The sequence below is a fragment of the Modestobacter sp. VKM Ac-2984 genome, assembly GCF_026967985.1.
Classification (GTDB): domain Bacteria; phylum Actinomycetota; class Actinomycetes; order Mycobacteriales; family Geodermatophilaceae; genus Modestobacter.
The window spans coordinates 411,790-438,161 of record NZ_JAPVBJ010000003.1 but is presented as its reverse complement, the minus strand read 5'-3'; the positions used below and the strand labels follow the sequence as shown (position 1 = coordinate 438,161).

The window sequence follows — 26,372 nt, the reverse complement described above, 5'->3', positions numbered from 1 at the left end:
GTGATCCCGATCATCGGACTGGCGATCGGTGTGGTGCTGGGGCTGCTGCTGGACCCCAACGTCCCGCTCTGGCTGCAGCCCTACCTGCCGATCGCGGTGGTCGCCGCGCTGGACGCGGTGTTCGGCGGGGTCCGGGCGCGCTTCGACCGGATCTTCGACGCCAAGGTCTTCGTGGTCTCCTTCGTCTCCAACGTCGTCGTCGCCGCGCTGATCGTCTTCCTCGGTGACCAGCTCGGGGTCGGCGCGCAGCTGTCGACCGCGGTCGTGGTGGTGCTCGGCATCCGCATCTTCGGCAACGCCGCGGCGATCCGCCGGCACCTGTTCCGCGCATGAGCGAGGACCCGACCGTGGGTCCCCGGTCCGGCGCGGAGCCACCCGAGGGGGACAGCCCGGACACCCACACCCCAGACGCCCACACCGCCCAGGCCGACCCCGCCGGGGCGGACGGCGTGGGGGAGCCGGAGGCGGGCCCACCGGCCGCCGGGGACGGCGGCGGGGCGATGGCGGCGGGCGGACGACGGCGGCGTGATCCGCTGGCGGCGGTGCTCATCGGCGTGCTCACCCTGCTGCTGGGCTTCGCCTTCGCGGTGCAGGTGCGCAGCACCGACACCGACGCCCAGCTGGCCGGCCTGCGCGAGGAGGACCTCGTCCGCATCCTCGACGACCTCTCCGCCCGGGAGGACCGGCTCCGCCAGGAGATCAGCGACCAGCGGACGGCGCTGTCCCAGCTGGGCAGCTCCGACAGCGCCGCGGCCGCTGCCCTCGCGGAGGCCGAGCAGCGGGCCGAGGCGCTGGGCATCCTCAACGGCACCGTGGCCGCCCGCGGTCCCGGGCTCGAGGTGGTCGTCCGCGACCCTGCCGACCGGGTCACCGCCGGTGTCGTGCTGAACGCCATCCAGGAGCTGCGGGGGGCGGGAGCGGAGACGATGCAGATCGACGACGTCCGGATCGGCGTCAGCAGCGCCATCACCGGCGAGCCGGGCGCCCTGGAGATCGACGGGGAGCCCGTGGAGGCCCCCTACGTCATCCGGGTCATCGGCTCGCCCCAGGACATGGCCACCGCCCTGGACATCCCCGGCGGGTTCTCTGCGACGGTCAACCAGCGCCGGGGCGACGTGGAGATCACGCCCTCCCAGGACGTCGTCGTGGACGCGTTGCGGCCACTGGACACGCCTCAATACGCTGAGCCGGACGACGGGGACTGAGGAAGGGCCTCGGTGCCCCCCAGACCTCGCCGGCGCTCGGCCCGGGCCCCTGTACCGAGGCCGCGGCCACCACTGCAGCCACCGAACCGACCCCGATCTCTGGAGATGCCGCATGGCCACGCCCGATGACCGCCGTTACACCGACCAGCACGAGTGGGCGCTGGTCCAGGGCACCGAGGGTGCCGCGTCGGTGGTCCGGATCGGGATCACCGACCACGCCCAGGACGCCCTGGGGGACATCGTGTTCGTCCAGCTGCCCGAGGTGGGTGCGCAGGTGGCCCCCGGGAACCCGATCGGTGAGGTCGAGTCCACCAAGTCCGTCTCCGACGTCTACTCGCCGGTGGCCGGTGTCGTCACGGCCGTGAACGAGGCCCTGACCGACGCGCCGGAGACGGTCAACAGCGACCCCTACGGCGCCGGCTGGCTGGTCGAGGTCCAGGTGACCGGGCAGGACGGGGACCCCACCGGGGCGCTGCTGGACGCCGCGGCCTACGAGGCGATCGTCCAGGCGTCCTGAGCCGATCGTCCAGGCGTCCTGAGCCGATCGTCCAGCGTCCTGAGTCGACCGGGACCGGGTCGGCGGATCCCGCGTCGCGGGACCTGCCCCCCACCGTCCCGCCGGGGTGGTCGACGATCACTATCATCACTGCGACGGTCGGGCCGTGAGCTCCACGGCGGCGTCCGACCCTCACCCTGTACGTGCGGTTGACCCTCGGGTCGGCCGCTGGTTCCATGACCCCCGGCCCGACCGTGATCCTGCGGCGGCCGACCTACGACGGGCCGACCGGTCCGTCGTCCGCCGGCCGACCGCGGCCCGTACCACCAGGCCCGCGGCGGTGCCGCCTGCACCGGAGGAGACCGACGTGCTCTGCACTCGATGTGGCCACCAGAACCCAGAGGGCAGCCGCTTCTGCGCGCAGTGCGGGGCGGCGCTGAGCCCCGAGCGGGTCGGTGAGTCGACCAGCATCATCCCCAAGGTCGGCGGTGAGGACTCCGGCGAGCAGGCCGAGGTCGCCGAGTCGACCGCGGACGCGCACGCCGGCGCCGTCGAGTCGCTGCCGGCCGGGTCGGCCCTGCTGGTCGTGAAGCGCGGCCCCAACGCGGGCAGTCGCTTCCTGCTCGACCAGGAGGTGACCACCGCCGGTCGGCACCCCGACAGCGACATCTTCCTCGACGACGTGACGGTCAGCCGCCGGCACGTGGAGTTCCACCGCGAGGGCGGCGGGTTCACCGTGCACGACGTGGGCAGCCTCAACGGCACCTACGTCAACCGCGAGCCGGTCGACGTGGCCTCCCTCGCCGGTGGCGACGAGGTCCAGATCGGCAAGTTCCGCCTGGTCTACCTGACCGGGCCGCGGACGGGCGAGCCGGCCGGCGCATGAACGCCGCGTCGGGCACCGAGGAGCGGGCCGAGAGCGGACGCCGGTCATGACGGCGGTGCCCCAGCCCAGCCCCAGCGCTGACCGGGACACCCCTGAGACCACGCCCCGGTTCACCATCGGTGAGGTGCTGTCCGCCCTGCGCGGCGACTTCCCGGACGTGACGATCAGCAAGATCCGCTACCTCGAGTCCGAGGAGCTGGTCCACCCGCAGCGGACGCCGTCGGGCTACCGGAAGTTCTCCGTGGCCGACGTCGACCGGCTGCGGTACGTGCTGGCCGCCCAGCGGGACCAGTACCTGCCGTTGCGGGTCATCAAGGAGCACCTGGACGCCCTCGACCGGGGCGAGCTGCCTCCCACCGGCCACCCCGCCGGCGGGGTGGCCGGTGGGCCGGTCCCGAGCGCGCCCCTGCCGGCCGCCGAGTTCGCCGAGGCCGCCGGCCTGTCGGCGGCCCAGCTCGCCGACTGCGTGCAGTTCGGGCTGCTCAACGCCGACTCCCAGGGCCGGCACCGGGTCACCGACCTGCCGGTGGGCCGGGCCGTGGCGGGGCTGGCCCGGCACGGCATCGAACCGCGGCACCTGCGGGTGTACCGGACGGCGGTGGAGCGGGAGGCCGCCCTGCTGGAGCAGCTGGTGGCCCCGGTCCTGCTGGCCCGCTCCGAGGAGGCGCGCGCCCGGGCCGGTGAGCAGCTCCAGGAGCTGGCCGAGCTCTCCGCGCAGTTGCACGGTGGGCTGTTGGAGACGCGGCTGCGCGAGGTCCTCGGCGGCTGACCGCTGGCGTACCGTTGCGGGGGTGCGGGCGCCCCGGCACACCGGTCGGCTGCCTCGCGGTGGGCGGTTCGGGACCAGCGGGGCGGCCACGGGGAACTCAGCGGAGGGGAGCCAGACGTGCAGGAGCTCAGAGTCGTCGGCGTCCGGGTGGAGCTGCCCGGCAACCAGCCCATCCTGCTGCTCAAGGAGACCCAGGGGGAGCGGTACCTGCCCATCTGGATCGGTGCGACCGAGGCCGCGGCGATCGCCTTCGAGCAGCAGGGCGTCCGGCCGGCCCGGCCGATGACGCACGACCTGCTGCGTGAGGTCGTGACCGCCCTGGGGGCCACCCTGGAGGCGGTGCACATCACCGAGATGCGCGACGGCATCTACCTCGCCGAGCTGCAGTTCGGCGACGAGCGCACGGTGAGCGCCCGCCCGTCCGACGCCGTCGCCCTCGCCGTCCGCACCGGCGCCCCCATCTACGGCGCCGAGGCCCTGCTCGACGAGGTCGGGATCGAGATCCCCGACGAGCAGGAGGACGAGGTGGAGAAGTTCCGCGAGTTCCTGGACAACATCAGCCCCGAGGACTTCGGCGCCGGCTCCGGCTCCGGCGGCAGCTGAGCCACCGGCTCTGCGCGGCACCGGGACCACCACCCGCACGGGTGAGCGCAGCGACACGCCGCGCCCCTCGGTTGACCCCGTCCCGGCCCCGGCCTACCGTCAGCGAATCACGTGCGTGGAAGTCCCTGAGCCGCGCCCGTGACCGCTCCCGGCGACAGTGCGGGAACGGCCCAGGTGCTGGGTGTCGGAGTCGAGGAGGCGCTGGAGTGAGCGGGCCCGCGACCGACGGCACGAACCCAGCAGCGCCGCGACCGCGGCAGACCAGTGCCAGCGAGGAGTGCCCGTGAGCGACCAGGACAACGGTTCACAGGGTCAGCTGTTCAGCGACGCAGCGGTGGGGGCTCCGTCCTACGACGAGGTCGACACCGACGTCGTCGGCTACCGCGGCCCCACGGCGTGCGCCGCCGCCGGCATCACCTACCGCCAGCTGGACTACTGGGCACGCACCGGGCTGGTCGCACCCTCGGTGCGGACCGCCACGGGATCAGGCACGCAGCGGCTCTACTCCTTCCGCGACATCCTGGTGCTCAAGGTCGTGAAGCGGCTGCTGGACACCGGCGTCTCGCTGCAGAACATCCGCAAGGCCGTCGACCACCTGCGCACCCGCGGGGTCAAGGAGCTCTCGAACATCACCCTGCTCTCCGACGGCGCCACCGTGTACGAGTGCACCTCGGCCGAGGAGGTCGTCGACCTGCTCGCCGGCGGGCAGGGGGTCTTCGGGATCGCGGTCTCCGGCGCCCTCCGCGAGCTCTCCGGTGAGCTGGCGGAGCTGCCGGCCGAGCGGCTGGACGGGAGCGGTTCCGCCGCTGACGACGAGCTGTCCGCCCGCCGCCGTCGCCGCGCCGCCTCGGCCTAGGACACCCCCGGCTCCCGCCCTGCCTCGAGGACCGAACCGGTGAGGACGCGCTGGTACCGTCCCAGCAGTGGCCGACCGGACTCCTGGTTCTGATCCCGCACCCCTGACCGGGTCGCTCCCCGCACTCTCCGCGTTGTCGACGAGCGGGGCGTTCGCGGCCCGGCACATCGGCCCCCGCGCCGCGGACACCGCGGCGATGCTCGAGGTGGTCGGGCACTCCTCGTTGGCCTCGCTGGCCGACGCCTGCGTGCCCGAGGGCGTGCGCGACCGCACCCCGCTGGACCTCCCGGCGGCGGCCGACGAGGCCACCGTGCTGGCGCAGCTGCGCGAGCGGGCCTCGGCCAACGAGGTGTTCACCTCGATGATCGGGCTGGGTTACAGCGACACGATCACCCCCGCGGTCATCCAGCGGAACATCCTGGAGAACCCCGCCTGGTACACCGCCTACACGCCGTACCAACCGGAGATCAGCCAGGGCCGGCTCGAGGCGCTGATCAACTTCCAGACGATGGTCGCCGACCTCACCGGCCTGCCGGTCGCCGGCGCCTCGATGCTGGACGAGGCGACCGCCGCCGCGGAGGGGATGACGCTGGTCCGCCGGGCCGGGCGGGCGAAGGCCGATGCGGTCTTCGTCGTCGACGCCGACACCCTGCCGCAGACCCTCGCCGTGCTCCGCACCCGGGCCGAGCCGCTCGGCATCGGCCTGCACGTCGCCGACCTCTCGGCCGGCTGGCCCACCGACCTCCCCGAGGCCGGCGCCTTCGGCGTGCTGCTGGCCTACCCGGGTGCCAGCGGGGCCGTCCGGGACCACCGGGCGCTGGCCGCGGCCGCGCACGAGGCCGGCGCCGCCGTCGTGGTCGCCGCCGACCTGCTCGCCCTGACCCTGCTGGAGGCGCCGGGGGAGTGGGGCGCCGACGTCGCCTGCGGCACCACCCAGCGCTTCGGCGTCCCGATGGGCTACGGCGGCCCGCACGCCGGTTACCTGGCGGTGCGCGAGGGCCTGGCCCGCCAGCTCCCGGGCCGGTTGGTGGGGGTCTCGGTCGACGCCGACGGCGACGTGGCCTACCGGCTGGCGCTGCAGACCCGGGAGCAGCACATCCGCCGGGAGAAGGCGACCAGCAACATCTGCACCGCGCAGGTGCTGCTCGCGGTCATGGCCGGCGCCTACGCCGTCTACCACGGGCCGGAGGGGCTCACCGCGATCGCCGCCCGGGTGCACCGCAGCGCCCAGCTGCTGGCCGGCTGGCTGCGGGCCGGTGGGCTCACCGTCGTGCACGAGCACTTCTTCGACACCGTGACCGTCGCCGTCCCCGGCCGGGCCGCCGAGGTGGTGGCCGCCGCGGCCACGCGCCGGGTGAACCTGCGGCTGGTCGACGCCGACACCGTGGCGGTCGCCTGTGACGAGACGACGACGCCCGCCGTCCTGCGGCTGGTCGCCGAGGCCTTCGGCATCGGCGCGGACGACACCGCCCTGGACCCCGCGGCGCTCGACTTCGGCGGGGCCGACGCGCTCCCGGCGGAGCTGCGCCGGCGCACCCCGTTCCTCACCCACCCGGTCTTCTCCGCGCACCGCTCGGAGACGGCGATGCTGCGATACCTGCGCCGGCTGTCGGACAAGGACCTGGCGCTGGACCGCACGATGATCCCGCTGGGCTCCTGCACGATGAAGCTCAACGCCGCCACCGAGATGGCCGCGATCACCTGGCCGGAGTTCGCCGGCCTGCACCCCTTCGCGCCGCCTCAGCAGGCCCGCGGGTACGCCCGGCTGATCCAGGAGCTGTGCGACGGGCTGGCCGAGATCACCGGGTACGCCGCGGTCAGCGTGCAGCCCAACGCCGGGTCGCAGGGCGAGTTCGCCGGCCTGATGGCGATCCGCGCCTACCACCACAGCCGGGGCGACGCCCAGCGCGACGTCTGCCTCATCCCGTCCTCGGCGCACGGCACCAACGCGGCCAGCGCGGTCATGGCCGGCATGCGGGTGGTCGTGGTGGCCTGCGACGAGGCCGGCAACGTCGACCTCGCCGACCTGCGTGCCAAGGTCGACGCCCACGCCGACCGGCTCGCCGCGATCATGATCACCTACCCCTCGACCCACGGGGTCTTCGAGGTCGAGGTGCAGGAGATCTGCGCGGCGGTGCACGACGCCGGCGGCCAGGTCTACGTCGACGGCGCGAACCTCAACGCCCTGGTCGGGCTGGCGAAGCCGGGTCGGTTCGGTTCCGACGTCAGCCACCTCAACCTGCACAAGACCTTCTGCATCCCGCACGGCGGCGGTGGGCCGGGCGTCGGGCCGATCGGCGTCCGGGAGCACCTGGTGCCCTTCCTGCCCGGCCACCCCCTGGTGGAGACCGGCGGCACCGGTGCGCCGGTGTCCGGTGCACCGTGGGGCTCGGCAGGCATCCTGCCGATCTCCTGGGCCTACCTGCGGCTGATGGGCCCCGACGGGCTGCTCCAGGCCACCGAGCAGGCGATCCTGGCGGCCAACTACGTCGCCGAGCGGCTGCGGCCGCACTACCCGGTGCTCTATACCGGAGCGACCGGCCTGGTGGCGCACGAGTGCATCCTGGACATCCGGCCGCTGACCAAGGCCACCGGCGTGACCAACGACGACATCGCCAAGCGGCTGATCGACCTGGGCTTCCACGCGCCGACGATGAGCTTCCCGGTGGCCGGCACGCTGATGGTCGAGCCGACCGAGAGCGAGGACAAGGCCGAACTGGACCGGTTCGTCGAGGCGATGGTGCACATCCGCGGGGAGATCGAGAAGGTCGCCACCGGTGAGTACGACCGGACGGACAACCCGCTGCGCAACGCCCCGCACACGCTGAAGATGCTGGCGGGGGAGTGGGACCGCCCCTACTCCCGGGAGGTGGCCGTGTACCCCGTGCCGGGGCTGGTCGGGCGCGGCTACCTGGCGCCGGTGCGGCGCATCGACGGTGCCTACGGCGACCGGAACCTGGTCTGCTCCTGCCCGTCGCCGGAGGCGTTCGAGGAGCCCGCCGTGCCGCACGCACCGGTCGCGACCGAGCCCAGCCGCGCCGAGGGGGCCCCCGACGACCTGGGGACGACGAAGGACGTGGTGGGCGCCCGGTCCTGACACGCCGGGCAGGGGTCGACGGCGCGGTGTGGAGGGTGGACCATCGCGTCATGGGGACCCCGCTGCGTCGTTCGTCGGTCGGTGTGGTAGTGCTCGTCGGGGCGGCCGTGCTGAGCTCCTGCGCCAGCCAGTCCGGTGCCGCTGGCCCGACTGCGGTGAGCGAGGCGGCCGCCACGGACGCCGTGGACGAGGCCGCGGTGGACGAGACCGCAGCGGAGGACCTGGCCGGCGCGCTGCTGCCGGAGTCCGCGTTCGGGCCCGACGCCATGGTCCACCAGCTCCCGTCGGAGTGGATCGGCCCCTGGTCGGGATGGTGGGCGGGGGAGGAGTCGTGGGGTGACCACCACGGCTGGGCCGGGCACCGCGGGTGGGGCGACCACGGCGGGTGGGGCGGACACCACTGGTGGACCGGCGAGGACGGCACCGACGAGGACGGCACGGCAGCGGAACCGTCGGTCGAGCCGGCCGCCTGCGCCGACGCGCTGGCCGCCCTGCCGACGCGCGAGGACGAGGAGATGCCGGCGGTCGCGGCCCAGGTGGCCGCCACCGACCAGGTGCGCACCTTCCAGGTGGTCGCCGAGGGGCCGGCCGTCGAGGACCTGGAGCTCCCGGTCGACCAGCTCGTCGAGGCGTGCGCCGAGGCCACCGTCGACGCGCCCTGGGGCATGGAGGTCGGCTTCGGGGTGTCGGCGCTGGACGTGCCGGACCGCGGGGACTCCGCCGCCGGCCTGGCGGTCACGATGACCCACCCGGCCGGCACCGTGTCGATGCTGGTCGGCGTGGTCACCGACGGCCCGCGCGCGGTGATGCTGTCCCAGACCGGCACCGACGACGCCGCGCTGGACCAGGCGGCGTTCACCGCCCTGCTGACCCAGGCCGCCGACACAGCCGGTCTCGGCTGAGGGAGCCGCCCGGTCCGCCGGCAGGGCGGGCCGGTCAGGTGCCGGCGACGACCGCCTGCGCCACGCTGTCCAGGGCCGCCCGGGCCTCGCTCCAGCTGGTGCCGGTCGGGAAGTCACCGAGCAGCACCGCCACCCGGCCGTCGGCCAGGACCCCGACCGAGTGCAGCTGGCGCCGGGAGTCCACGCAGCACATCCAGCCCTGCTTCGCCGCGACCGGGTCCGCCGCCCCGGCGGTGCGGGACAGCAGCCCGAAGTCCTGGGCGAAGCCGTCCGCGGCGCGGTCGGTGGCCCCCTGGAGCCAGGAGGTCATCGTGGCCAGCTGCTGGGGCTCTAGCTGTGACCCCAGGTCGGTGAGGAAGGTCGCCTGGTCCCGGGCGGTCGTGACCGCCTCGCCCCACTGGCCGGGTTCGCTGGGGAGCCGGGTGCCGGTCAGCCCGAACTGGGCGGCGGCCGTCGTCACCAGCTCCGCGCCGCCCCAGCGGTCCCACAGCAGGCTCATGGCGCGGTCGTCGGAGACGGTGAGCGCCCGCCGCATCAGGTCGCGGTCGTTCGCGGAGAGGCTGATCTCGCCATCGGCGTCCCGGGCGAGCAGTTGCTGGACGACGAGCAGCTTGACCAGCGAGGCCGTGTAGCGCGGCTCGTCCGCGTCCGGGGTCACGACCAGCTCTTCCCCGGTGTCGTCCAGCACGACAGCGGCGATCGTGCCGTCGGCGATGGAGGCGGCGGCGTCCAGGGTGGCGAGCACGGCAGCGCTGTCGACGGCCGGGGACGTCGCCGCGGCCTCCGCGGTGTCGTCCGACGGGGGCTGGCCGGCGGTGGTCTGCGGTGCCGCCTCCGCGGGTCCGTCCGACGGCGGCGCGTCGGAGGTGGCCGCCGGTGCGGCGTCCGCGGTTGTGTCCGGAGGTGGCTCGCCGCCGGCGGTCCGTCGCGCCGTGTCCGGGACCTGGTCCGGGGGAGGCCCGCTGGACGTGGTCGGCGGTGCGGCGTCGGCACGGGCCTCCGGCAGGCCGTCCACGGTCGTGTCCGGCACCTGCCTGCCCGCGGTGGTCTCCGGTGCGGCGTCCGCGCTGGGCTCCGTCGGGTCGTCCGTCGTCCCGAGGGAGGAGGTGGTGCCTGCGGCGGCGGCCATCGGGTCCGCCGGCCGTGCCGGGTCGGCCCCACCGCCCGCCGCGCAGCCGGCGGTGACCGCCAGGGCGGCCAGCACGGCGGGCAGGCCGCGCAGGGGCACCCGGACGGACGGGGGGCGGGCCTGGGCCATGTGATCCAGGGTGCGCCACTCAGCTGTGCGTCACATGTCGGTCGTGTGACCGAGGTGTCAACGACCGCGCGGGCGCCGGGTCAGCCGGCGGCAGCCAGTGACCACGGGCGGGTCAGCACGACCCGGCCGTCGGGGAGCAGCTCGCCGTCGTCGTCGAACACGACGACGCCGTTGCACAGCAGCGTCCACCCCTGCTCGGGACGGCGGCTGATCGGCACCGCCAGCACGTGGTCGTCCGCGGTGGCCGGGGGACAGAGCGAGGGACGCGAGCACATCCGGTCCACTCCAGGGAGCCGGGCGAGGGTGCGGCCGCGGCGCTGCGGTGCCTGCGAGTGTCCGTCGCGTCACTTCCCGCGGAGGGCGGCGGGACCTCATGACGTCGGCGGCGGCCCCCGGCACGTCCTGACAGCGTGTGGTGGGTCAGAGCTTGCGCAGCAGCACCCGGCGCACGGAGTGGTCAGCGGCCTTCTGGAGCACCAGGCGTGCGCGGGACCGGGTCGGGGCGATGTTGAGCCGCAGGTTGGGCTCGTTGACCGCCCCCCAGATCCCGCGGGCCGTCGACGTGGCCTGCTCGTCGGTGAGGTCGGCGAAGCGGTGGAAGTAGGCGCCGGAGTCCTGGAAGGCCGTACGGCGCAGGGCCAGGAAGCGCTCCACGTACCACTGGGAGATGTCGTGCTCGGTGGCGTCGACGTAGACGGAGAAGTCGAAGAAGTCCGAGAGGAAGACCTCCGGGACCCGGCCGTCGTTCCGGGCGCCGGCCTGGAGCACGTTGAGCCCCTCCAGCACCAGCACGTCGGGGGAGTCGACGACCTGCCGCTCGTCGGGCAGCACGTCGTAGGACTGGTGGGAGTACAGCGGGGCGCTGACCGCCGGCTTGCCGGACTTGACGTCGGCCAGGAAGCGCAGCAGCGCCCGCCGGTCGTAGCTCTCCGGGAACCCCTTGCGGCCGAGCAGGCCGCGGGACTCCAGGACCGCGTTGGGCAGCAGGAAGCCGTCGGTGGTGACCAGGTCGACCCGCGGGGTGTCCGGTGCGGCGGCCAGCAGCGCCTGCAGCAGCCGGGCGGTGGTGCTCTTGCCGACGGCGACGCTGCCGGCCACGGCGATGACGAAGGGCACCTTCTCGGTGCGGGCACCGAGGAACTGGGTCTGGGCGGCCCAGAGCCGCCGGCTGGCGGTGACGTGCAGGTGCAGCAGCCGGGCCAGCGGCAGGTAGACGGTGGAGACCTCGTCCAGGTCGATCCGGTCGCCGAGGGTGGCCAGCTGCCGGACGTCGGCGTCGTCCAGCGGCAGCTCACCGCCCGCGGCCAACGCCCGCCACGACTGGCGGTCGAACGCGGTGAAGGGCGAGACCTGCGCTCGCTGACCGGCCGTCACGGCGCCCATGGTGCCGTCTGCCCGCCGCGCGCCCCCCGGCCGGGTGGGTGCGCGCACCCCAGCCGAGGGGTCCCGGACGGCTGCCGGCCCGTCCGCCACCCGCCGGCCGTTAGGGTCCGGGGGTGTCGTCGCCCGGGCTGCTCGACCGGATCGAGCGCTACTTCGCCCTTGCCCCGCTGGCTGATGCCCGGGTGCACTCCATCGGTGCGCTGCAGGTGCCCATCGGTCCACCGGAGTGGCCCTACCCGGCCCGGCCGCGGCCGGGGCACGAAGGGCACGTAGCGGTGGACGACGTCCGGGCTGCGATCGCGCTGCAGGAGAAGGCCGGGCTGCCGGCGTCGCTGGAGTGGCTGTCGGACCGCTGCCGCGGGCTGGCCACCGCGGCGCGGACGGCCGGGCTGGTGGTGGACGAGCTGCCGCTGCTGGTGGCCGACGACCCGGTCGCGGTGCTGCTGCCCAGCGAGGTCCGGCTCTACCTGGTGGGCGCCGACGACCCCCGGCTGGGCCTGTACCAGCGGCTGGCCGCTCTCGCGTTCGCCTCGCCCGGTCGGGCACCCGCCGACCAGGGGTCCCACAGCGGCCCGGAGGTGGCCCAGGACGACCCCGGTCCCGCCGAGGTGCCGCCGACCGAGGTGCTGCGCGACCGGGTCGCCTCGGGCTCGACGGTGATGATGGTGGCCGTCGACGACGGCGAGCCGGTCGCGATTGGGTCGCACCAGCCGCTGCAGGTCGACGGCACCGAGATCAGCGAGGTCGTGGGCGTCGCCACGCTGCCCCGGTTCCGCGGGCGTGGCCTGGGAGCCGGGCTCACCTCGGCCCTGGTCGAGCACGCCCGGCAGACGGCCGACCTGGTGTTCCTCTCCGCGGGCGACGACGACGTCGCCCGGGTCTACGAGCGCGCCGGCTTCGCCCGGGTGGCCACCAGCTGCGTCGCCGAGCGTCCTCCCGGCTGACGGACCGAGCGGCCGTCCGGCCGAGGCGGGCGGGGACCCGCCGCCTCCGCCGGACGACAGGTCAGTGCACCTCGTACGTCGCGACCAGCGTGGCCCGGGCGAGGGTGTGGCTGAACAGGTTGAAGCCGAGGTACGCCGGGGACGCCTCGGCCGGGACGCCGAGGTCGTCGGTGTCCAGCGCGTGGACCACGACGAAGTAGCGGTGCGGGCCGTGCCCGGCCGGCGGTGCCGCACCCACGTAGCCGGCGAACCCCGCGTCGTTGCGCAGCTGCACCGCGCCGGCGGGCAGCCCGCCGTCGGCGGCGCCGGTGGGCAGCTCGGTCACCGAGGCCGGCAGACCGGCGACCGCCCAGTGCCAGAAACCGCTGGCCGTCGGGGCGTCGGGGTCGTAGACGGTGACGGCGAACCCGCGGGTCCCGTCCGGGAACCCGGACCAGCTGAGCTGCGGTGAGCGGTCCTCGCCCCCCGGGACGCCCATCTTCCCGCTCACCTGCGGCTGGGGCATCGGTCCACCTGCGGTGAGGTCGGTGCTGGTCACCTGGAACGCGGGGACGGGGGGCAGGAAGTCGTAGGGGTCGGGCGGGGTGGGTCGAGCGGCCATGCGGGTCCTCCTCGGGTCGTGGGGCCTCGGCTGTGGCGCCGGGACGGCGTGCCCGCCGCCGACCCTAGGCAGGCGCGCGCCCGGGCGCCCGACCACGTGGGCACCGGACGACCTGTCCGATCGACCGTTATCCCTAACACAGCACTTGACGACCCGCCCGCGTAGTCACCGACCGCACCCTGCGGGTGCGGATCAGCAAGGGGAGGAGGTCCCGAGAGGTCCCGGCGGTGGTCTCGCCGTAGCGTGTCGGACGTGCTGGGACTCCCCGAAGACATCCGGGCCTGCCTGTTCGACCTCGACGGGGTCCTGACGCAGACGGCCAAGGTGCACCAGGCTGCCTGGAAACGCACCTTCGACGAGTTCCTGCGGAACCGGGACCCCGGGGCCGCGGAGTTCAGCCTCGCCGACTACAACGAGTTCGTCGACGGCAAGCCGCGCAAGGACGGCGTCCGGGACTTCCTGGCCAGCCGGGGGATCACCCTGGACGAGGGCAGCGACGACGACCTCGCCGACGCGCTCACCGTCGCCGGCGTCGCGACCCGGAAAAACGAGCTGATCATGGCCGAGCTGGACGAGCACGGCGTGCAGGTCTACGAGGGCTCGATGCGGTACCTGCGGGCGGCACGGGACGCCGGCCTGGCCACCGCCGTCGTCACGGCGTCGGCGAACGGTGAGCACGTCGTCGCCGTCGCCGGTTTCGCCGACCTGATCGACACCCGGATCGACGGGGTGGTCGCCGCCGCCCAGGGGCTGCGCGGCAAGCCGGCCCCGGACACCTTCCTGGCCGGTGCGCGGGCCCTCGGCGTCGAGCCGGCCGAGTGCGCCGTCTTCGAGGACGCGCTGTCCGGGGTCGCCGCCGGACGGGCCGGTGACTTCGGGTACGTCGTGGGGGTCGACCGGGTGGGCCAGGCCGACGGGCTGCGCGAGCGCGGCGCGGACGTCGTCGTCACCGACCTGGACCAGCTGCTGGGGGAGACCCCGTGACCGAGGGGCGCGCGCACTTCCTGGTCGAGCCCTGGTCGCTGACCGAGGTCGGCGTCGACCTGGCCTCCCTGGCGGTCAACGAGTCGGTCTTCGCCCTGGCCAACGGGCACATCGGGATGCGCGGCACGCTCGACGAGGGGGAGCCGGTCGTCGTCCCCGGCACCTACCTGAACGGCTTCTTCGAGGAGCGGCCGATGCCCTACGCGGAGGCCGGGTACGGCTTCCCGGAGCAGGGGCAGACCGTGGTCAACGTGACCGACGGCAAGCTGATCCGGCTGCTGGTCGGAGACACCCCGCTGGACCTGCAGTACGGCGACGTCGTCGACCACCGCCGCACCCTGGACCTGCGCAACGGGGTGCTGCGCCGCGCCACCGAGTGGCGGGGGCCCAGCGGGCGTCAGGTCCGGGTCACCAGCACCCGGCTGGTCTCGCTGACCCGGCGGTCGATCGCCGCGATCGAGTACACCGTGGAGTGCACCGACGACCAGGGCGACCTCTACATCGCGCTGCAGTCGGACCTGCTGGCCAACGAGTTCGTGACCACGACGCAGTCCGACGACCCGCGCGCGGCCTCGGCGATGACCCGGCCGCTGCAGTCGGAGCTGCACGTCGGCCGCGGCCGGCACGCCGTCCTGGTGCACCAGACCCCCGGCAGCCGGCTGCGGATGGCCGCCGGGATGGACCACGAGGTCGACGTCCCGGACTCGGCCACCGAGGACCTGGAGGTCTCCCCGGACCTGGGCCGCTACACCCTGGCCGCCCGGCTGCCGGCCGGTTCGAAGTTGCGGCTGGTGAAGTACCTGGCCTACGGCTGGTCCAGCCGCCGTTCCTCGGCCGCCGTCCGGGACCAGGTGGAGGGCGCGCTGGCCACCGCGAAGCTGGCCGGCTGGAACCGGCTGGTCCGGGAGCAGCGTGAGCTGCTGGACCGGCACTGGGAGGAGGCCGACGTCGAGGTCGAGGGCGACGACGAGCTGCAGCAGGCCGTGCGCGTCGGCATGTTCCACGTCCTGCAGGCCGGCCTGCGCGCCGAGCGGCAGCCGATCCCGGCCAAGGGCCTGACCGGTGACGGCTACGACGGCCACACCTTCTGGGACACCGAGACCTACGTGCTGCCGGTGCTCACCTACACCGCACCCGGCGCCGTGCGGGACGCCCTGCTGTGGCGGCACTCGACCTTGGACCTCGCCCGTGAGCGGGCCCGGGTGCTGGGCCACACCGGCGCGGCGTTCCCGTGGCGGACGATCCGCGGGGAGGAGACGTCGGGCTACTGGCCGGCCGGGACGGCCGCCTTCCACATCAACGCCGACATCGCCGACGCCGTCGCCCGGTACACCGCGGCCACCCTGGACGAGGAGTTCGACCGCGACCACGGCACCGAGCTGCTCGTGGAGACGGCCCGGCTCTGGGCCTCGCTCGGCCACTTCGACGACGGCCGGGGTTTCCGGATCGACGGCGTCACCGGACCCGACGAGTACACCGCCGTGGTGGACAACAACGTCTACACGAACCTGATGGCGCAGCGGAACCTGCGCGAGGCGGTCGCGGCCGCCCGCCGCCAGCCCGACACCGCGGCGCGGCTCCAGGTGGGCGAGGACGAGCTGGAGCTGTGGTCCCGCGCCGCGGACGCCATGCGGGTGCCGTTCAACGCCGAGCTCGGGGTGCACGAGCAGTCCGAGGGCTTCACCCACCACGAGGAGTGGGACTTCGAGGGCACCCGGCCCGACCAGTACCCGCTGCTGCTGCACTTCCCCTACTTCGACATCTACCGCAAGCAGGTCATCAAGCAGGCCGACCTGGTGATGGCCCTGCACCTGCGGGGGGACGCCTTCACCCTCGAGGAGAAGATCGCCGACTTCGCCTACTACGAGGCCCGGACGGTGCGGGACTCCTCCCTGTCGGCGTCGGTGCAGGCGGTCATGGCAGCCGAGACCGGGCACCTGGACCTCGCGCACGACTACTGGGCCGAGGCCGCGCTGACCGACCTGCAGAACCTGCACGGCAACAGCGGGCACGGGCTGCACATCGCCTCGCTCGCCGGGGGCTGGACGGTCGCGGTCGCCGGCTTCGGCGGGATGCGGGACCACGGTGGCCGGCTGACCTTCGCCCCGCGGCTGCCCGGCCGGATCCGCCGGCTGCGCTTCCGGGTGGTGTTCCAGGGGAAGTGCCTGTCGGTCACGGTGACCCCGGAGAAGGCCAGCTACCGGCTGGTCTACGGCGAGGGGTCGTTGGAGACCGCGCACCACGGGAAGCCGATCGTGGTCACCGGCGAGACGGTGGAGTACGAGATCCCGCCCGCCCCCGAGGTGGACCCGGTGCGCCAGCCGCCGCACGCCGCCCCCCGCCGCCGCAACCGCCCCGGCTCCGACTGACGAAGGGGGCCGTCACAGCAGGAGCCACCAGCCGCCGAGGAGCAGGGCACCGCCGTCGACCAGCAGGAAGACGCCCACCCACACCAGGCCGGGCAGGCCGGTCAGGCGGGCCAGCTGGTCGGCGTCGGAGTCCCGGGCCGAGCCGGACCGGCGCTTGGCCTGCAGCTCCAGGACGGTCTTGGGTGCCGCCAGCAGCAGGAACCAGGTCACCCCGTGGGCGAAGACCGACTGGCCCTCGGCAGGCAGCCACCAGGTGGCCGCGAAGACCAGTGCGCCGGTGACGAGCACCGACCACAGGCCGTACCAGTTGCGGATCTGCACGAGGAGCAGGGCGAGCAGCAGCAGCAGCGCCCACAGCAGCCCGATGGCGTACCCGGTGGCCAGCAGCGCCGCCGCACCCAGCCCGAACAGGCCCGGGCCGGTGTAGCCCGCGGCGGCGGTGAGCACCATGCCGGGGCCGCGGGGCCGGCCGGCCGAGACGGTGACCCCGGAGGTGTCCGAGTGCAGGCGGATGCCGGCCAGCCGCCGCCCGGTGACCAGCGCGGCCAGGCCGTGCGCGCCCTCGTGCGCGATCGTCACCGAGTGCCGGGCCCGCTGCCACAGGGTGGGGGAGAGGACGAGGCAGGCGGCGAGCGCCGCGGTCAGCGCGAGCAGCCAGCCCGGCAGCGGGGGAGAGGTCGCCGAGACCTGTTCCCAGAGCGAGCTGACGACGTCCACCCGGGCATGGTCGCCAGCGGACCTGTGCACCAGGTCAGCGCCACGCCGCAGCCGGCAGGGTGACCGATCCGACATCTCCGCGTCATCCGCAACGGCGATGCTGGGGACATGGAGCGCACTGTCCCGGTGCCGGCGCCGGCGGAGACCCCGCAGTTGCCGGTGACCGTCTCGTTCACGCGGCGGGCCGACCCGGCCCACGCGGTGGAGATGACCGCCTGGATCCGGGCGGGACTGACGATGGCCGAGGCCTTCCCCGGGTTCCTCGGCGGTGGCTGGGTCCGCCCACGCCACGGTGCCGAGGAGTGGCACATGCTGTGCCGCTTCGACTCACCGGCCACGCTGACGGCCTGGGAGGCCAGTCCGGAGCGGCGCTGGTGGCTGGGGTCCGCCCAGGGGCTGGCCGAGGTCACCCGAACCGAGCGGCGCACCGGCATCGAGGGCTGGTTCGACGCCCCGGCCGACGCGTCGACCGAGCTGCCCGTGGCCGCTGCACCCCCGCGGTGGAAGCAGGCGGTGACCATCTGGCTGGTCTTCTTCCCGCTCAACCTGCTCGCCACGCTCACCCTGGGCGCGGTGCTGGCCGAGGCCCACGTCGTCCTGCGGGTGGCCGCGATGACGCTGGCCCTCACCCCGGTGATGACCTACCTGCTGCTGCCCTGGGTGACCCGGCAGCTGGGGTGGTGGTTGGCCGGACGCCGCTGGCGCGACCGCTGACCGGCGTCACACCAGGTCGGCGTCGTGGGTGAGCAGCGCGATCTGGACCCGGTTGGCGACCTCCAGCTTCACCAGCAGCCGGGAGACGTGCGCCTTCACGGTGGCCACGCTGAGGTACAGCTCCGCACCGATCTGGGCGTTCGACAGCCCGCGCCCGACGGCGAGCGCCACCTCCCGCTCCCGGTCGCTGAGCAGGGCGAGCCGCGTCCGGGCGCGGGTCTGCCGGTCGTCGCCCGGGCCGGCGGGTCGCACGGCCGAGACATGCGCGATGAGCTGACGGGTCACGGTGGGGGAGAGCATCGGCTCCCCGGCCGCCACCCGGCGCACGGCCTCCAGGATCGTCGCCGGCGGGGTGTCCTTGAGCAGGAAGCCGCTGGCCCCCGCCCGCAGGGCACGGAGCACCTGGTCGTCGGCGTCGAAGGTGGTCAACACGATCACCTCCGGTGGGTCCGGCCGGGCCTGCAGCAGCTCGGTGGCGGTCAGCCCGTCGGTGCACGGCATCCGGATGTCCATCAGGACGACGTCCGGCGCGCTGGCCGCGACGGCGGCCGGCACCTCGGCACCGTCGGTGGCCTCGCCGACGAGCTCCAGGTCATCGGCGCCACCGAGGACCATGGCCAGCGCCGCGCGCACCAGCGGATCGTCGTCCACGACGAGGACCCGGACCGGCTCCCTCACGCCGTCGCCGGCCAGGGCAGCTCGGCGCGCAGCCGGAACTCCCCGTCGGTGGTCCACCCGTGCTCCAGGTGGCCGCCGCCCAGGCTGACCCGCTCCAGCAGCCCGACCAGGCCCGTCCCGGCGCTGGGCAGCGGCGTGGCGTGCTCGCCACCCGCCGGCGTGGGGTTGCGCACCTCCACGGTCAGGCCCGTGCCGGGGCCCCCGGAGACGAGCACGGCGGCGACGGTGCCCGGCGCGTGCTTGCGCACGTTGGTCAGGCCCTCCTGGACGACGCGGTAGGCGTTGCGCCCGGTGGCTGTCGGGGCGGAGCCGAGCTCGGGCACCCGGTACTCCGCCCGCACCCGGACCCCGGCCCGCCGGCACTCCTCGATCAGTGCGGGCAGGTCGGCCAGGGTCGGCTGGGGGCGGGTGCTCGGGTCGCCGTCGCCACCGTCGCGGAGCACTCCGATCACCTCCCGGAGGTCCTCCAGCGCCTGTCGGGCACTGGCCCGGACGACGCCGGCGGCCTGGGCCACCTCGGCCGCGGGGGCGTCGGGGCGGAACTCCAGGGCGCCGGCGTGCATGCTCAGCAGGGACAGCCGGTGGGCGAGCACGTCGTGCATCTCCCGGGCGATCCGGGTGCGCTCGAGGTGCCGGGCCTGCTCGACCCGGCGCTGCTGCTCGTCCTCCGCGCGCACCGCGCGCTCCCGCAGCGACACCACCAGCTGGCGGCGGGCACGCACGAACAGACCCCAGGCCACGACGGCGGCGATGAGCACGACGCCGAACCCGACGAACAGCGGCACCGGCATGTCCTCGGTCGGACGCAGCAGGCAGTAGGCGAGGAAGGACACCAGGTTCAGCCCCGCCACGGCCAGCACCGGTGGGAGCCGGCGGTGCACCGCGACCGTGAACAGCGCGATCAGCACCGCTGCGCCGCTCATGTCGGAGAAGATGCCGATCGCCGCCAGCACCACGGCGACGCCGACCGGCCACCGGCGCCGCCACCACAGCAGCAGGCAGCCGATCGTCCCGGCCGCGATGTCGGCGGCGATGAGCGCGTCCGGGTGCGGCCCGGGTTCGCTCAGCGTGCTGCCCACCACGACCAGGCCGAAGGCGATCGCGAACACGAACGCCGCGACGTCGACCGCCCAGTCCCGGACCGAGCGGCGGACGCGGCGGGGTCGGCCGGTGCCGGACCCGGTGTCCGGGCTGCGCTCGGGCGCGGCACCGGGGTCGCCCAGCAGCTGGGCGGGCACCAGGGAGGGGTGCTCCACACCGGAGGGAGGTCCCGACCGCATCGCCACGCTCACAGGGGGAGGCTACGGACCCCCGTCGGCGCCTGGAACAGACCAAGGTCTACGTCTGGGCCGCCGTGAGCCGGGTTCGGCCCAAGATCACCTACTTCTGGCCGATGCGCGGGACCGCCTGGTCGGGGCAGGGTCTGCACCATGATCACGATCGAGCACCTGACGAAGAGGTACGGCGCACAGGTCGCCGTCTCCGACGTCTCCTTCTCCTGCGCACCGGGCACCGTCACCGGCTTCCTCGGCCCCAACGGCGCCGGCAAGTCCACCACGATGCGCGCCCTGGTCGGGCTGGCCGAGCCGAGCAGCGGCACGGCGACCGTGGGTGGACGCCGGTACCGCGACCTGCCCAACGCCGGGCGGTCGGTGGGCGTGCTGCTCGACGCGGGTGCACAGCACAGCGGGCGCACCGGTCGGGAGGTGCTCACCCTGACGTCCCAGGTCCTCGGCGTCGAGCGGCACCGGGTCGACGAGGCGCTGGAGCGGGTCGGGCTCGCCGGCCGGCCGGCCGGCAAGCGCGTCGGGAAGTACTCCCTCGGGATGCGGCAGCGGCTGGGGCTGGCGACGGCGCTGATCGGTGACCCCCAGGTGCTGGTCCTCGACGAGCCGGCCAACGGGCTGGACCCCGAGGGCATCTTCTGGATGCGCGGGCTGCTGCGGGACTTCGCCGACCGCGGCGGCACGGTGCTGCTCTCCTCGCACCTGCTGCACGAGGTGGAGGCGGTCGCCGACCAGCTGGTGGTCATCGCCGGCGGGCGGATCGTCGCGCAGGGCAGCAAGAACGAGCTGCTGGCCGGCACCGGCGGCACCCTGGTGCGCGGCCCGGACCGGGCCCTGCTGGCCAAGGCCCTGGAGGCCGCCGGGATCGGCGTGTCCGCCGGCCCGGACGACGCGCTGGTGGCCGATGCCGAGGCCCTCGCCGTCGGGCAGGCGGTGGCGGCGGCGGGCGTCGTCCTCACCGAGCTCCGCGCTGCCGGGGGAGCGGGGCTGGAAGACCTCTTCCGCTCCCTCACCGGTTCCTCGCACGAGGTCCAGGAGGTGCAGGCATGAGCACCGCGACCCTCACCGATCAGCCGCGGACGCTGGTCGACCACCCGGCGCCGTCCCTGCTCCAGCTGGTCCGGGTGGAGCTGCGCAAGTCCGCGGACACCCGCGCCGGCCGCTGGCTGCTCATCGTCATCGGCCTGGCCGTGCTCGGCGTCGTCGCGATCTCCGTCTTCGTCGAGGACGCGCCCAAGACGTTCACCGACCACTTCGGCATCACCCAGCTGCCGATCAGCATCCTGCTGCCGGTCCTGGGCATCCTGCTGGTCACCAGCGAGTGGTCGCAGCGCACCGCGATGACGACGTTCACCCTGGTGCCCCGGCGGTCCCGGGTGCTCGTCGCCAAGGTGCTCGCGGCCACCGTGCTGGCGGTGCTCGGAGTCGTCGTCGCGGCCCTGGCCTCCGTGCTGGCGACGGCGTTGACCCCGGTCTTCTCCGACGCGGAGCGGGACTGGGGGATCTCTGCCGCGCTGGTGGGTCAGGTGCTCGTCGTCCAGGTGGTGACCGTGCTGGCCGGTGTCGCGTTCGGCATGCTGCTGCTCAGCTCGCCGCTGGCGATCGTCCTGTACTTCGTGCTGCCGACGGTGTTCAACATCGTCGTCAACCTGATCGCCGCCCTGGACTGGGTGCGGGACTGGCTGGACCTGTCGACCACCTCGATGCCGCTGTTCCAGGACGGGCTGGACGGCCAGGGCTGGGCGCAGTTCGGCACCTCGGTCGGGCTGTGGGTGGTGCTGCCCATGGTGATCGGCTGGCTGCGCATCCAGCGGTCCGAGGTCGCCTGACCCGACGGTCGGCGGCGGGGAGGGCTCCCGCCGCCGACCGGATCAGGCGTGCTCGCCCGGGACCCGCAGCGCCCCGCTGAGGTGCCGGGCGGTGTTGACCAGCCCGACGTGGCTGAACGCCTGCGGCGTGTTGCCCAGGTGCCGGCCGGTGCGCGGGTCGTACTCCTCGCTCATCAGGCCCAGGTCGTTGCCCAGGCCGAGGAGCCGCTCGAACAGCTCCCGGGCCTCGGCGGTGCGGCCGATGCCGTTGAGGGCGTCGGCGAGCCAGAAGCTGCACAGCAGGAACGGCGCCTCGTCGCCCGGCAGTCCGTCGACCCGACCGTCGGCGGAGGTGTGGTACCGGAGCAGGAAGCCGTCGGAGGTCAGTTCGCGCTGCACGGCCTCCACGGTGCCGATGACCCGTTCGTCGTCCCAGGGCAGGAAGCCGACCTGGGGGATGAGCAGGAGTGCGGCGTCCAGCCCCTCCGAGCCGTAGAACTGCGTGAAGGTGCGGCGCTCGGGGTCGTAGCCGCGGGCGCACACGTCGTCGTGGATCCGCTGCCGCAGCTCCCGCCAGCGCTCGACCGGTCCGTCCAGCCCGTGCCGCTCCACCGCCTCGATCGCGCCGTTGACGCCGGCCCAGGCCAGCACCTTGGAGTGCACGAAGTGCCGGGGCTTGCCGCGCACCTCCCAGAGGCTGCTGTCCGGGGTCTCCCAGATGTCCTCCAGGTAGGCCAGCAGCTCCTTCTGCACCGCCCAGGCGTCCGCGGTGGGGCTGAGGCCGGACTCGCGGGCCAGGTGCAGCCCGTCCAGCAGCTCGCCCCAGACGTCGAGCTGGAACTGCCCGGCGGCGGCGTTGCCCACCCGCACCGGGGCCGAGCCCTCGTACCCGGGCAGCCACGGCAGCTCGTACTCCGGGATCCGCCGGGACCCGTCCAGCGCGTACATGATCCGCAGGTCGGCCGGGTCACCGGCGACGGCGCGCAGCAGCCACTCCCGCCAGGCGCGCGCCTCCTCGAGGTACCCCGTGCCCAGCAGCGCCTGCAGGGTGAAGGCGGCGTCGCGCAGCCAGCAGTACCGGTAGTCCCAGTTCCGGCTGCCGCCGAGCTCCTCGGGCAGGGAGGTGGTCGCCGCGGCGACGATGCCGCCGGTGGGCCGGTAGGTCAGCGCCTTCAGCGTGATCAGCGAACGGCGGACCGCCGGCCCCCACTCGCCGTCGTAGGTGCAGTGGCCGATCCACTCGGCCCAGAACGCCTCCGTGCTGACCAGCGCCTCCTCGGCGTCGACCGGGTCGGGCCGGGGGAGGTGCGAGGCGTGGTGGGTGAGCACGAACGGGATGCGCTCGCCGGCGGTGACCTCGAACTCGGCCGAGGTGGTGTGGTCCTCCCCGTGCAGTTCCACCGGTGTGGCCAGTGAGACCGCGTCCGGGCCGGCGACGGCGACCAGGTCGCCGTCCACCGAGCGCACCCAGGGCACGAGGTGGCCGTAGTCGAACCGGAGCACCAGGTCCAGCCGCATCGGCACCCGGCCCGACACGCCCTCCACGATCCGGACGACGTCCGGGCTCTCACCTCGTGGTGGCATGAAGTCGATGACCCGGACGGTGCCGGTCGGGGTCTCCCACTCGGTCTCCAGCACCAGTGAGTCACCCCGGTAGCGCCGGCTGGTGCAGCTGCTCCCGTCGGCCGGGGCCAGCCGCCACCGACCGTTGCGCTCGTCGCCGAGCAGGGCGGCGAAACAGGCAGCGGAGTCGAAGGACGGCAGGCACAGCCAGTCGATCGAGCCGTCCTTGCCGACCAGCGCAGCGGTCTGCAGGTCCCCGATCAGTCCGTAGTCTTCGATCCTGCTGGGCACGGGCGGTTCCTCTCGAGTGGGTCGGCCGGGGCTGGGCCGCGTCATGGCACGAAGGCGCCCAGCAGGCCCTACCGTCCTGCACCGCCCGGCAAACCCCCGCGACTGGGTGATGATCATCCGTTATCCCCAACAAACCACACTGATCAAAGAGAAGAAGAACAGAACAACAGCGCAAGTGACGGGGGACAAGGGCCCGGCTGGCCGTGGACGGTGCTAGGAACGACCGGTGGCTCCACGCCGCTCGGCGCGTCCGAAAGGGAGACGGTCCGTGGCCTACGACGCCGAACTCGCCGACCGCGTCCGCAGGGCTGTCCCGGGGGAGAGGACCGTTCGCGAGGTGCGGATGTTCGGTGGCCTCGCGTTCATGGTCGACGACGAGATGATCGCCTGCGTCTCGGCCGGTGGGGGAGCCCTGCTCGTGCGGGTGTCGCGAAGCCGAGACGCCGAGTACCTCTCGGTGACCGGGGCCCGCCGGGCGGAGATGGGCACGGGCCGCTCCATGGGCGAGGGTTGGATCGCCGTCGAGGAGGCAGCGCTCACGGACGACGGGGACCTGCAGTTCTGGATGCACGCCGTCCTGGAGCACAACGCCGAGCGGACAGCCGCGAAGGCGGCGAGGAGCTGATCGTCGTGGGTTTCCTGTCGGGGCTCCGGTCCAGCGTCCCCGCTGTCGCACCAGCCGCTGACCGCAGGAGACCGCCATGAGCACGCTGCCTGACCGACCGAACACCGCGCTCGTCGTCATCGACGTACAGCAGGGCGTGGTGGCCGAGGCGCCCCGCCGGGACGAGGTGGTGGGCCACATCAACGAGCTGGTCGAGCAGGCCCGGGACGACGGGGTGCCGGTGGTCTGGGTGCAGCACTCCGACGAGGAGCTGGCGCGGGGGAGCGACGCCTGGCAGTACGTCCCCGAACTGGTGCGAGCCGAGTCCGAGCCGCTGGTGCACAAGTCCTACGGCGACTCGTTCGAGGGCACCGACCTCGCGGACGTGCTGGCCGACCTCGCCGTGGGCCGCGTGGTGGTGGCCGGTGCCGAGTCAGATGCCTGCATCCGGTCGACCATCCACGGTGCATTCACCCGGGGCTACGACGTGACGCTGGTCGGCGACGCACACACCGCCGGCGACAAGACGGCCTGGGGTGCACCGCCGGCCGAGCAGGTCATCGCGCACACGAACCTCTACTGGCAGTTCCAGTCCGCGCCCGGGCGCACGGCCGCGGTGGTCGACACGAAGGACGTGACGTTCACCGGCTGAGCGGCCCAGTGGACATGGAGCGGCGTGAGCACCGTCCACGTGGGGGAGTCAGGTCACGACACGACTGTCGGTGAGTGGCTGCCCCACACGCGCACGGCGTGGTGCACGTCGTCTCCGGTCGTGACGTACAGCCGTGTCGGCGCACCCGGGAGCTCCTCGGCCGGGTAGCTCACCGAGGCACCTCCGCCGGAGCCGGCACACGGGACGGTGAACTGCATCTGCCACACGGATCGGTCGTCACCGATTCCGATCGTCACGGACTGTCCCGCATGCTCCTCACCGCAGTCACCTCCGACGTGCAGCACCGGGTGGTCGCCGGCGACGGGCAGTTCGACGACGTGCGAGCCGGTGTGCTCCTGCTCCAGCAGAGTGGTGGCGCCGGCATCGTCGGTCGCAGCCACGTAGGGGGCCTCGGTGTCAACAGCCATCGGCGTGGAGGGCTCCGGCGGGGACTCGGAGAGCCAGGAGCACCCTGACGTGCCGAGCAGGGAGATGGTGGCGACCAGGAGTGCCATCGACGGTCGTTGCATCGTCGCTCCTGTTCGGTGGCTGCCGCGTCAGCCTACGCACGCGAGCCTCTTCAGAACGAGCGTGCCGAGGGGGCTGCCGCCGAGAGCAGTGCACCGGTCTCTCCACTACTTGACATAATGTCGATTATCGGCGAACAGGATGAGGCTGATCAGAGCCCCTTCCGGCCGGCGACGGACCGCCGCTCGGCGCCGTGCACGTCGACCGTCGCATGTCCGTCCGTGACAGCTCGATGCGTCCGCAGTGACGTCCTGGTGTTCATCGAGTCACTGCGCCCGGCAACCACTCAGCGCGCTGCGCCCGGCACGCGCCCCAGTGCGTTGTGTCGCCGGTGCTGCCCACGACGACCGGCGGCGATCGTCTCGGCCGTCTCAGGAGACGATCTTGATGGCCCGTCGTGGTGACCGATCAGCACCGGCGGCCACCTCTCGCCGCAGGTCAGGGTCGCCCGCAGTCCTCGAGTGATCACCGGACCCGACTCCCCCTGGTCTCGCTGCACCGACCCAGAAACGTCACGTTGACGAAAAGGCACCTGTGCGCGGGGCTCGGACACTCACGGTCACCGGTTCGCGAGCTCGTTGTCGTGCGCGACTGGCGCCAGGCCGGCGCGACCACCCTCGTGGGCGACCATCGTGCGTCGGAGCTGAACGAGCTGAGCGCCGGACGCGACACAAGCCGGCGACCCCTTCGACCGCTCCCCGGAGGCCCACTTGCCCTGGTGAGATGCGTCACAGTGACGCATCCTCGGCCAGCATCGGGTGTCGGCCGCCCGTGGATCAGCCGGCGGTCTTGCCGGTCAGCCAGAGCCGGTCGAGCCGGCCGGTCGACCGGACCAGGTCGGCCAGGGACCGCTCGAGCTCGGCCTTGGTGGGCTTCTCGGTCAGCAGTGTCTGGACGTCCTCGATGGCGCAGCGCAGTTGGTACAGCCGGTCCTGCAGGCCGTCCAGCTCCGCCCGGGTCACCAGGACGACGTCCGCGGACAGACCCGCCTTGGCCGTCGCCGAGCGCTGCTCGTACGCCCGCTGCCGGCAGGCCTGGCCGCAGTAGAGCCGGGGCCGGCCCACCGACTCCTGCACCGGCAGGACGTTGCGGCACCAACCACACCGTCGCTCTTCACCCTCGGCCCGGCGTGTCCGAGGGGCCGGACGGGCCTCGACGCCCTGCTCTACAGCCACGGC

27 protein-coding genes are annotated in these 26,372 nt (G+C 73.8%); 17 read left to right on the top strand and 10 right to left on the bottom strand.

Features of this window, described 5'->3' with window-relative positions; all coding sequences use genetic code 11:
* The 9 genes from O2W16_RS09200 (at nucleotide 1) to O2W16_RS09160 (ending at nucleotide 8,814) form a co-directional block, all read left to right on the top strand.
* Complete coding sequence (locus O2W16_RS09200; RefSeq protein ID WP_269158513.1) at nucleotides 1-333, top strand: small basic family protein; 333 nt, start codon at nucleotides 1-3, stop codon at nucleotides 331-333.
* Nucleotides 330-1,205: a DUF881 domain-containing protein gene (locus O2W16_RS09195; RefSeq protein ID WP_269158512.1), complete on the top strand. Its 876-nt coding sequence runs from the start codon at nucleotides 330-332 to the stop codon at nucleotides 1,203-1,205. The genes O2W16_RS09200 and O2W16_RS09195 overlap by 4 nt, the downstream gene beginning before the upstream one ends.
* A gap of 112 nt (nucleotides 1,206-1,317) precedes the next feature.
* Nucleotides 1,318-1,722, top strand: coding sequence for a glycine cleavage system protein GcvH (gcvH, locus tag O2W16_RS09190; RefSeq protein WP_269158511.1), 405 nt, complete (start codon nucleotides 1,318-1,320; stop codon nucleotides 1,720-1,722).
* A 319-nt stretch (nucleotides 1,723-2,041) separates the two neighbouring features.
* Nucleotides 2,042-2,587, top strand: a complete 546-nt coding sequence (gene odhI, locus O2W16_RS09185) for an oxoglutarate dehydrogenase inhibitor Odhl (RefSeq protein ID WP_164702279.1) — start codon at nucleotides 2,042-2,044, stop codon at nucleotides 2,585-2,587.
* 46 nt (nucleotides 2,588-2,633) lie between these two features.
* Nucleotides 2,634-3,356: a transcriptional regulator FtsR gene (ftsR, locus tag O2W16_RS09180; RefSeq protein WP_269158510.1), complete on the top strand. Its 723-nt coding sequence runs from the start codon at nucleotides 2,634-2,636 to the stop codon at nucleotides 3,354-3,356.
* A 117-nt stretch (nucleotides 3,357-3,473) separates the two neighbouring features.
* Nucleotides 3,474-3,959 carry a bifunctional nuclease family protein gene (locus O2W16_RS09175; protein ID WP_036332790.1) on the top strand — a complete coding sequence of 162 codons (486 nt, stop codon included), beginning with the start codon at nucleotides 3,474-3,476 and terminating at the stop codon, nucleotides 3,957-3,959.
* 283 nt (nucleotides 3,960-4,242) lie between these two features.
* Nucleotides 4,243-4,815: a MerR family transcriptional regulator gene (locus O2W16_RS09170; protein WP_442928904.1), complete on the top strand. Its 573-nt coding sequence runs from the start codon at nucleotides 4,243-4,245 to the stop codon at nucleotides 4,813-4,815.
* Nucleotides 4,816-4,882: 67 nt separating this feature from the next.
* Nucleotides 4,883-7,912 (top strand): aminomethyl-transferring glycine dehydrogenase, encoded by a 3,030-nt coding sequence (gene gcvP / locus O2W16_RS09165; protein WP_269158509.1) that lies wholly within the window; start codon nucleotides 4,883-4,885, stop codon nucleotides 7,910-7,912.
* Nucleotides 7,913-7,962: 50 nt separating this feature from the next.
* A complete protein-coding gene (locus tag O2W16_RS09160; RefSeq protein WP_269158508.1) occupies nucleotides 7,963-8,814 on the top strand; it encodes a hypothetical protein in 852 nt (283 codons plus the stop codon).
* A gap of 34 nt (nucleotides 8,815-8,848) precedes the next feature.
* Here O2W16_RS09160 and O2W16_RS09155 read toward each other — a convergent pair whose 3' ends face one another.
* The 3 genes from O2W16_RS09155 to coaA all read right to left on the bottom strand — a co-directional run bounded on the left by O2W16_RS09155 (nucleotide 8,849) and on the right by coaA (nucleotide 11,455).
* The gene (locus O2W16_RS09155) at nucleotides 8,849-10,072 is read right to left on the bottom strand and encodes a serine hydrolase (RefSeq protein WP_269158507.1); all 1,224 of its coding nucleotides are present in this window, start codon (nucleotides 10,070-10,072) and stop codon (nucleotides 8,849-8,851) included.
* Nucleotides 10,073-10,152: 80 nt separating this feature from the next.
* Nucleotides 10,153-10,347 (bottom strand): DUF5999 family protein, encoded by a 195-nt coding sequence (locus O2W16_RS09150; protein WP_269158506.1) that lies wholly within the window; start codon nucleotides 10,345-10,347, stop codon nucleotides 10,153-10,155.
* A gap of 145 nt (nucleotides 10,348-10,492) precedes the next feature.
* Nucleotides 10,493-11,455 (bottom strand): type I pantothenate kinase, encoded by a 963-nt coding sequence (gene coaA, locus O2W16_RS09145; RefSeq protein ID WP_269158505.1) that lies wholly within the window; start codon nucleotides 11,453-11,455, stop codon nucleotides 10,493-10,495.
* Nucleotides 11,456-11,568: 113 nt separating this feature from the next.
* On the opposite strand from coaA, the gene O2W16_RS09140 reads away from it, so the two are divergent.
* Nucleotides 11,569-12,399 carry a GNAT family N-acetyltransferase gene (locus O2W16_RS09140; protein WP_269158504.1) on the top strand — a complete coding sequence of 277 codons (831 nt, stop codon included), beginning with the start codon at nucleotides 11,569-11,571 and terminating at the stop codon, nucleotides 12,397-12,399.
* A 61-nt stretch (nucleotides 12,400-12,460) separates the two neighbouring features.
* Here the strand turns inward: O2W16_RS09140 and O2W16_RS09135 are convergent, their stop codons facing one another.
* Nucleotides 12,461-13,000 carry a YbhB/YbcL family Raf kinase inhibitor-like protein gene (locus O2W16_RS09135; protein WP_269158503.1) on the bottom strand — a complete coding sequence of 180 codons (540 nt, stop codon included), beginning with the start codon at nucleotides 12,998-13,000 and terminating at the stop codon, nucleotides 12,461-12,463.
* Nucleotides 13,001-13,252: 252 nt separating this feature from the next.
* On the opposite strand from O2W16_RS09135, the gene O2W16_RS09130 reads away from it, so the two are divergent.
* On the top strand, nucleotides 13,253-13,984 hold the full coding sequence (locus O2W16_RS09130) for an HAD family hydrolase (protein ID WP_269158502.1): 732 nt from the start codon (nucleotides 13,253-13,255) through the stop codon (nucleotides 13,982-13,984).
* Nucleotides 13,981-16,353 (top strand): glycoside hydrolase family 65 protein, encoded by a 2,373-nt coding sequence (locus O2W16_RS09125; protein WP_269158501.1) that lies wholly within the window; start codon nucleotides 13,981-13,983, stop codon nucleotides 16,351-16,353. Before O2W16_RS09130 ends, O2W16_RS09125 begins: the two co-directional genes overlap by 4 nt.
* A 12-nt stretch (nucleotides 16,354-16,365) precedes the next feature.
* Here O2W16_RS09125 and O2W16_RS09120 read toward each other — a convergent pair whose 3' ends face one another.
* On the bottom strand, nucleotides 16,366-17,070 hold the full coding sequence (locus tag O2W16_RS09120) for a M50 family metallopeptidase (protein WP_269158500.1): 705 nt from the start codon (nucleotides 17,068-17,070) through the stop codon (nucleotides 16,366-16,368).
* A 108-nt stretch (nucleotides 17,071-17,178) separates the two neighbouring features.
* On the opposite strand from O2W16_RS09120, the gene O2W16_RS09115 reads away from it, so the two are divergent.
* Nucleotides 17,179-17,784, top strand: a complete 606-nt coding sequence (locus O2W16_RS09115) for an antibiotic biosynthesis monooxygenase (protein ID WP_269158499.1) — start codon at nucleotides 17,179-17,181, stop codon at nucleotides 17,782-17,784.
* Nucleotides 17,785-17,790: 6 nt separating this feature from the next.
* Here the strand turns inward: O2W16_RS09115 and O2W16_RS09110 are convergent, their stop codons facing one another.
* Both O2W16_RS09110 and O2W16_RS09105 read right to left on the bottom strand, forming a co-directional pair.
* Complete coding sequence (locus tag O2W16_RS09110; RefSeq protein WP_269158498.1) at nucleotides 17,791-18,435, bottom strand: response regulator; 645 nt, start codon at nucleotides 18,433-18,435, stop codon at nucleotides 17,791-17,793.
* A gap of 23 nt (nucleotides 18,436-18,458) precedes the next feature.
* Nucleotides 18,459-19,754 carry a sensor histidine kinase gene (locus O2W16_RS09105; RefSeq protein ID WP_269158497.1) on the bottom strand — a complete coding sequence of 432 codons (1,296 nt, stop codon included), beginning with the start codon at nucleotides 19,752-19,754 and terminating at the stop codon, nucleotides 18,459-18,461.
* Between the two features lie 138 nt (nucleotides 19,755-19,892).
* On the opposite strand from O2W16_RS09105, the gene O2W16_RS09100 reads away from it, so the two are divergent.
* Complete coding sequence (locus tag O2W16_RS09100; protein ID WP_269158496.1) at nucleotides 19,893-20,798, top strand: ABC transporter ATP-binding protein; 906 nt, start codon at nucleotides 19,893-19,895, stop codon at nucleotides 20,796-20,798.
* Nucleotides 20,795-21,577 (top strand): hypothetical protein, encoded by a 783-nt coding sequence (locus O2W16_RS09095; RefSeq protein ID WP_269158495.1) that lies wholly within the window; start codon nucleotides 20,795-20,797, stop codon nucleotides 21,575-21,577. The genes O2W16_RS09100 and O2W16_RS09095 overlap by 4 nt, the downstream gene beginning before the upstream one ends.
* Before the next feature lie 42 nt (nucleotides 21,578-21,619).
* Here the strand turns inward: O2W16_RS09095 and O2W16_RS09090 are convergent, their stop codons facing one another.
* The gene (locus O2W16_RS09090) at nucleotides 21,620-23,410 is read right to left on the bottom strand and encodes a glycoside hydrolase family 15 protein (RefSeq protein WP_269158494.1); all 1,791 of its coding nucleotides are present in this window, start codon (nucleotides 23,408-23,410) and stop codon (nucleotides 21,620-21,622) included.
* 268 nt (nucleotides 23,411-23,678) lie between these two features.
* On the opposite strand from O2W16_RS09090, the gene O2W16_RS09085 reads away from it, so the two are divergent.
* The gene (locus O2W16_RS09085; RefSeq protein ID WP_269158493.1) at nucleotides 23,679-24,035 is read left to right on the top strand and encodes a TfoX/Sxy family protein; all 357 of its coding nucleotides are present in this window, start codon (nucleotides 23,679-23,681) and stop codon (nucleotides 24,033-24,035) included.
* A gap of 76 nt (nucleotides 24,036-24,111) precedes the next feature.
* Nucleotides 24,112-24,666 carry an isochorismatase family protein gene (locus tag O2W16_RS09080; RefSeq protein ID WP_269158492.1) on the top strand — a complete coding sequence of 185 codons (555 nt, stop codon included), beginning with the start codon at nucleotides 24,112-24,114 and terminating at the stop codon, nucleotides 24,664-24,666.
* A 53-nt stretch (nucleotides 24,667-24,719) separates the two neighbouring features.
* Here the strand turns inward: O2W16_RS09080 and O2W16_RS09075 are convergent, their stop codons facing one another.
* Nucleotides 24,720-25,196: a hypothetical protein gene (locus tag O2W16_RS09075; protein ID WP_269158491.1), complete on the bottom strand. Its 477-nt coding sequence runs from the start codon at nucleotides 25,194-25,196 to the stop codon at nucleotides 24,720-24,722.
* 774 nt (nucleotides 25,197-25,970) lie between these two features.
* Nucleotides 25,971-26,270 carry a hypothetical protein gene (locus O2W16_RS09070; protein ID WP_269158490.1) on the bottom strand — a complete coding sequence of 100 codons (300 nt, stop codon included), beginning with the start codon at nucleotides 26,268-26,270 and terminating at the stop codon, nucleotides 25,971-25,973.
* Nucleotides 26,271-26,372 lie beyond the last annotated feature (102 nt).